Annotated in this window: 4 protein-coding genes and 1 pseudogene; 2 read left to right on the forward strand and 3 right to left on the reverse strand. The window is 70.7% G+C overall.

Annotation, left to right across the window (positions count from 1 at the left end; all coding sequences use genetic code 11):
• Positions 1–145: 145 nt before the first annotated feature.
• Positions 146–769 (forward strand): alpha/beta hydrolase, encoded by a 624-nt coding sequence (locus tag DPV74_RS39950; protein ID WP_060220782.1) that lies wholly within the window; start codon positions 146–148, stop codon positions 767–769.
• 165 nt (positions 770–934) lie between these two features.
• Here the strand turns inward: DPV74_RS39950 and DPV74_RS39955 are convergent.
• The 3 genes and pseudogenes from DPV74_RS39955 to DPV74_RS39965 all read right to left on the reverse strand — a co-directional run.
• Positions 935–1,330: pseudogene (locus DPV74_RS39955) on the reverse strand (alkaline phosphatase family protein); the annotation flags it as partial.
• Between the two features lie 45 nt (positions 1,331–1,375).
• Complete coding sequence (locus DPV74_RS39960; protein WP_091925553.1) at positions 1,376–1,660, reverse strand: hypothetical protein; 285 nt, start codon at positions 1,658–1,660, stop codon at positions 1,376–1,378.
• A 266-nt stretch (positions 1,661–1,926) separates the two neighbouring features.
• Positions 1,927–2,847 carry a LysR substrate-binding domain-containing protein gene (locus tag DPV74_RS39965; RefSeq protein WP_119339190.1) on the reverse strand — a complete coding sequence of 307 codons (921 nt, stop codon included), beginning with the start codon at positions 2,845–2,847 and terminating at the stop codon, positions 1,927–1,929.
• Between the two features lie 112 nt (positions 2,848–2,959).
• Between DPV74_RS39965 and DPV74_RS39970 the strand changes: the two genes are divergently transcribed.
• The gene (locus tag DPV74_RS39970) at positions 2,960–3,598 is read left to right on the forward strand and encodes a glutathione S-transferase family protein (protein WP_060356944.1); all 639 of its coding nucleotides are present in this window, start codon (positions 2,960–2,962) and stop codon (positions 3,596–3,598) included.
• Positions 3,599–3,617 lie beyond the last annotated feature (19 nt).

The raw sequence follows: 3,617 nt of genomic DNA on the forward strand, positions 1-3,617 counted from the left end.
TGCGCGGGCGACCGGCGTGGCCGCCCCGCGGAAGGCCGCCCCGCGGAGGGCCGCCCCGCGCAAAAGCAAAGCACAAAATATTGGTTCGGCCGCCGGGCGCGCCGCGCCACAATCGAATCCCGTCTTCAAGCAAGCGAGGGCAATCATGCGCGCATGCAGCAAATCGGCGTGGCCGCCGCGCCTCGTTACCGTTCCGGGCCTGCACGGCAGCGAAGGCGCTCACTGGCAGACCTGGCTCGAACGGCAGTTCCCGCGCTCGCTGCGCGTCGAGCAGGACGACTGGGACGCGCCCGATCTCGCGCGCTGGGCGCAATCGGTGCGCACCTTGCTCGACCGCGAACGCGGCCCGTTCGTGCTGGCCGCGCACAGCTTCGGCTGCCTCGCGACCGCGCATGCGCTCGCGCAGTGGCCGCGTACGGGCGATGTCGCGGGCGTGCTGTTCGTCGCGCCCGCCAGTCCGAAGAAATTCACGTTTGCCGGGCCGTTCGACGCGCGCCGGCTCGCCGTGCCGTCGATCGTGATCGGCAGCGAGACCGATCCGTGGATGCCGCTTGCCGACGCGCGCACGCTCGCGCAGCACCTGGGCAGCGCGTTCGTGAACCTCGGCGACGCCGGGCACATCAACACCGCGGCCGGCTTCGGGCCGTGGCCGCGGGCGAAGTACTTCATCGACACGCTCGTCCACTGCGCGGCACCGCTGCGCTTTCGCGACGCGGACGACGGCTTCGAGGCCGCGCTCGTCGATCGCGCGCTCGCGCACGCGATCTGATTCCGCCGGGCCGGGCGGGCGACCCGTGCGGCGCGGCGGGGGCCGCGCCATGCCGTGCCGTCGCGCTTATGCCGCGGACACGGGCCGCACCGCCGCCGAATCCGAATAGCTCGGCCGGCCGTTTTCGACGTGGCCCGCGAAACGGCGCGAGAACGTGCCGGCCGCGCCGTCGATCGCCGCGTGCGTCTTGTACCACGAGTGGTCGAGATCGCCGACGCACTGCGCACTCGTCGTCAGCGTGTTCAGCCGGAACGGCAGCACCGGCTTGCTCGGGTCGGCCTTCGACGGCTGGTACCACACCGGCTTGCCGTTGGGCAGCGGGATCGGGAAGCGGTCGTTGTAGCCGCGCACACCGCGCAGGTGTCCGAAGTAATGATCGAACGAGCGGTTTTCCTGCATGAACACGACGATGTGCTCGACGTCGCGGATCGTGCCGGTGCCGTGCGCGGCGGGAATCGCGAGCGCGCGGCGGATCGATTCGGGGAAGGCGTTGAGCGCGACGGCGGCGCCCGCGGATTGTGCGACGGTATGCAGGAAACGGCGGCGGCTCGATGACGTCATGTTATTTCACCTCGGTTCTGCGGTCGGGGGACGGAAGCGGCGGGGTCAGCCCGGCGACGACGCGGCGGCACTCGACGCGGCCGCATTCGCCGCGGGTTTCGCGTCGTCGTCGTCATCGGGCGGGTAGTGCACGACGGGCGGCGCGAGCGGCGCTGCGTCGGACGCGGCGGCGTTCGCGGTTGCATCGCGGTTGAATGCGCTGGCGGAGCCGGCCGATGCGCCGGCCTGCTGGGACGCGTCGGTCGTGTGTGCGTCGTGCGGCGCGTCGTCGCTGCAGGCGGCGACGAAAGCGGCGGCACAAAAAACGACGACGGCGGAAACGCGACGCATGACTTCTCTCCTGGCAGGCTGATCGGGAAACGTTTTCGAGTATGCCGGTGCGATGCGACGTTTCGGTGAATCGTTTGCGACCGGCGCGTGATCGCGGATTGCTTTCGATATCCTGACCATCCGCCTGCACGGCGTGGCGGGCGCGCAATATTTCCCGGTGGACGTTGCGAGGCGGGCACTTTTACCCGGGCGCGCGATGCGATGCGTGAGCGCGTCCAAGGCAGCCTGACCGTTGACGATGAACGCGAGCAACCGATCGTGTTGCGTCAGTGCCGCGGCGTGCGCCGCCGCACTTCGCTGCGCAGCCAGTCGAGCCAGGTTCGGATCGCCGATTCGTGCGGATGGCCGGGGCGCCACACGACGTAGTGCGCATACACGTCGGTCACGCGTACCGACGATACGCGCACGAGCGTGCCGTTCGCGAGTTCGGGCTCGATCAGCGAGCGGCGCGCGAGGGCGACGCCGCGCCCTTTCAAGGTTGCGTCGATCAGCGCGTTCGCATCGGTGAAGCGCGGCGCACGCGCGGATTCGGTGAGGTCGAGCCGCGCGGCCTGGAGCCACGGTTCCCACGGCTGCGCGGGATGGCGCAGCAGCGTGGCGCGCACGAGATCGGCCGGCGTGCGCGGTGCGACGCCGTCGCGATTGCGGTACGCGGGGCTCGCAACCGGGAAGATCGTCTCGTTCATCAGCTTCTCGGCGACCACGCCCGGCCACGTGCCGGGCCCGTAGCGCAGCGCGACGTCGATACGGTCGCGCTTGCGCAGCGGCGCGAGCGCCACGTCCGGGTGCAGCGCGATCGCGATGTGCGGATGCGCGGCCGAGAAGCGCGGCAGGCGCGGCGCGAGCCAGCGTTCGGCGACGCTCGGCAGCACGCTGACGTTCAGCGTGACGTCGCAGGTGCGCGGGCGGCTGCGCGTGGCGAGGGCCGGCTCGAATGCGCGCTCGAGCACGCTGAGGCCCTGGCGCACCTGCAGCGCGAGCGCGTGCGCGGCGTGCGTCGGTGTCGCGCCGTTGCGCTCGCGCGTGAAGAGCGGGTAGCCGAGCTGCGCCTCGAGCGCGCGGATGTGCTGGCTGACGGCGCCTTGCGTGAGCGCGAGCGCGTCGGCCGCGCGCGTGAAGCTCTGCAGCCGCACGGCGGTCTCGAACGCGCGCAGCGTCTGCAGCGGAGGAAGGTGGATGCGTTTCATGCGGGTATTAGTAGCACTAATGCCCGAGCACGACAATTCATCGTTTGCAGCGGGCATGCACGCGTTCCTACACTCGGTTCCGTCTTCCACAGTCCCGCCGGGCCACGCCACCATGAACGCATATCGTCTCTATCTTTCGCCGGGCGCCTGCTCGCTCGCCGCTCACATCGCGCTGGAGGAAACCGGCGCGCCGTTCGACGTCGAGATCGTCTCCGTGCAGAAGCAGCAGAACCTCGAAGCGCGTTATCTCGCGATCAACGCGAAGGCACGCGTGCCCGTGCTCGAGATTCCGGGCGAGCCGCGCGTGCTGACCGAAACGCCCGCGATCCTCACGTATCTCGCGCGCCGTTACCCGGACGCGCAACTGCTGCCGCTCGGCGACCCGCTGCGCGAGGCGCGATGCCACGAATGGCTCGCCTGGCTGGTCGGCTGGGTGCATGGCGTCGGCTACGGTGCGCTGTGGCGGCCGGGCCGCTTCATCGGCGATCCCGCGCTGCACGGGGCAGTCAGCACGCACGGGCGCGGCGTGATCGAAGCCGCGAACGAGACGATCGAAGCCGCGCTCGCCGACGGCCGCACGTGGGCCGAGCCGGGCGCGCATTCGATCGTCGATCCGTTCCTGTTCGTGCTGTATCGCTGGGGTGTCGCGATCGGGCTCGACATGGCGCGGCACCCCGCATGGACCGCGCATGCGCAGCGCGTGGCCGACCGGCCGGCCGTGCGCCGCGCGCTGGCGCGCGAAGCGGCCTGACCGGGATGCGGGCGTCGTG

Origin of the sequence: Burkholderia sp. HAN2018 (genome assembly GCF_024704855.1) — a bacterium.
Lineage (GTDB): Bacteria > Pseudomonadota > Gammaproteobacteria > Burkholderiales > Burkholderiaceae > Burkholderia > Burkholderia cepacia.

What these genes read in the sequence shown, in the direction of transcription:
- DPV74_RS39965 (WP_119339190.1), bottom strand. Translation starts at nt 2,847, where the DNA reads ATGAAACGCATCCACCTTCCTCCGCTGCAGACGCTGCGCGCGTTCGAG.
- DPV74_RS39950 (WP_060220782.1), top strand. Translation starts at nt 146, where the DNA reads ATGCGCGCATGCAGCAAATCGGCGTGGCCGCCGCGCCTCGTTACCGTT.
- DPV74_RS39970 (WP_060356944.1), top strand. Translation starts at nt 2,960, where the DNA reads ATGAACGCATATCGTCTCTATCTTTCGCCGGGCGCCTGCTCGCTCGCC.
- DPV74_RS39960 (WP_091925553.1), bottom strand. Translation starts at nt 1,660, where the DNA reads ATGCGTCGCGTTTCCGCCGTCGTCGTTTTTTGTGCCGCCGCTTTCGTC.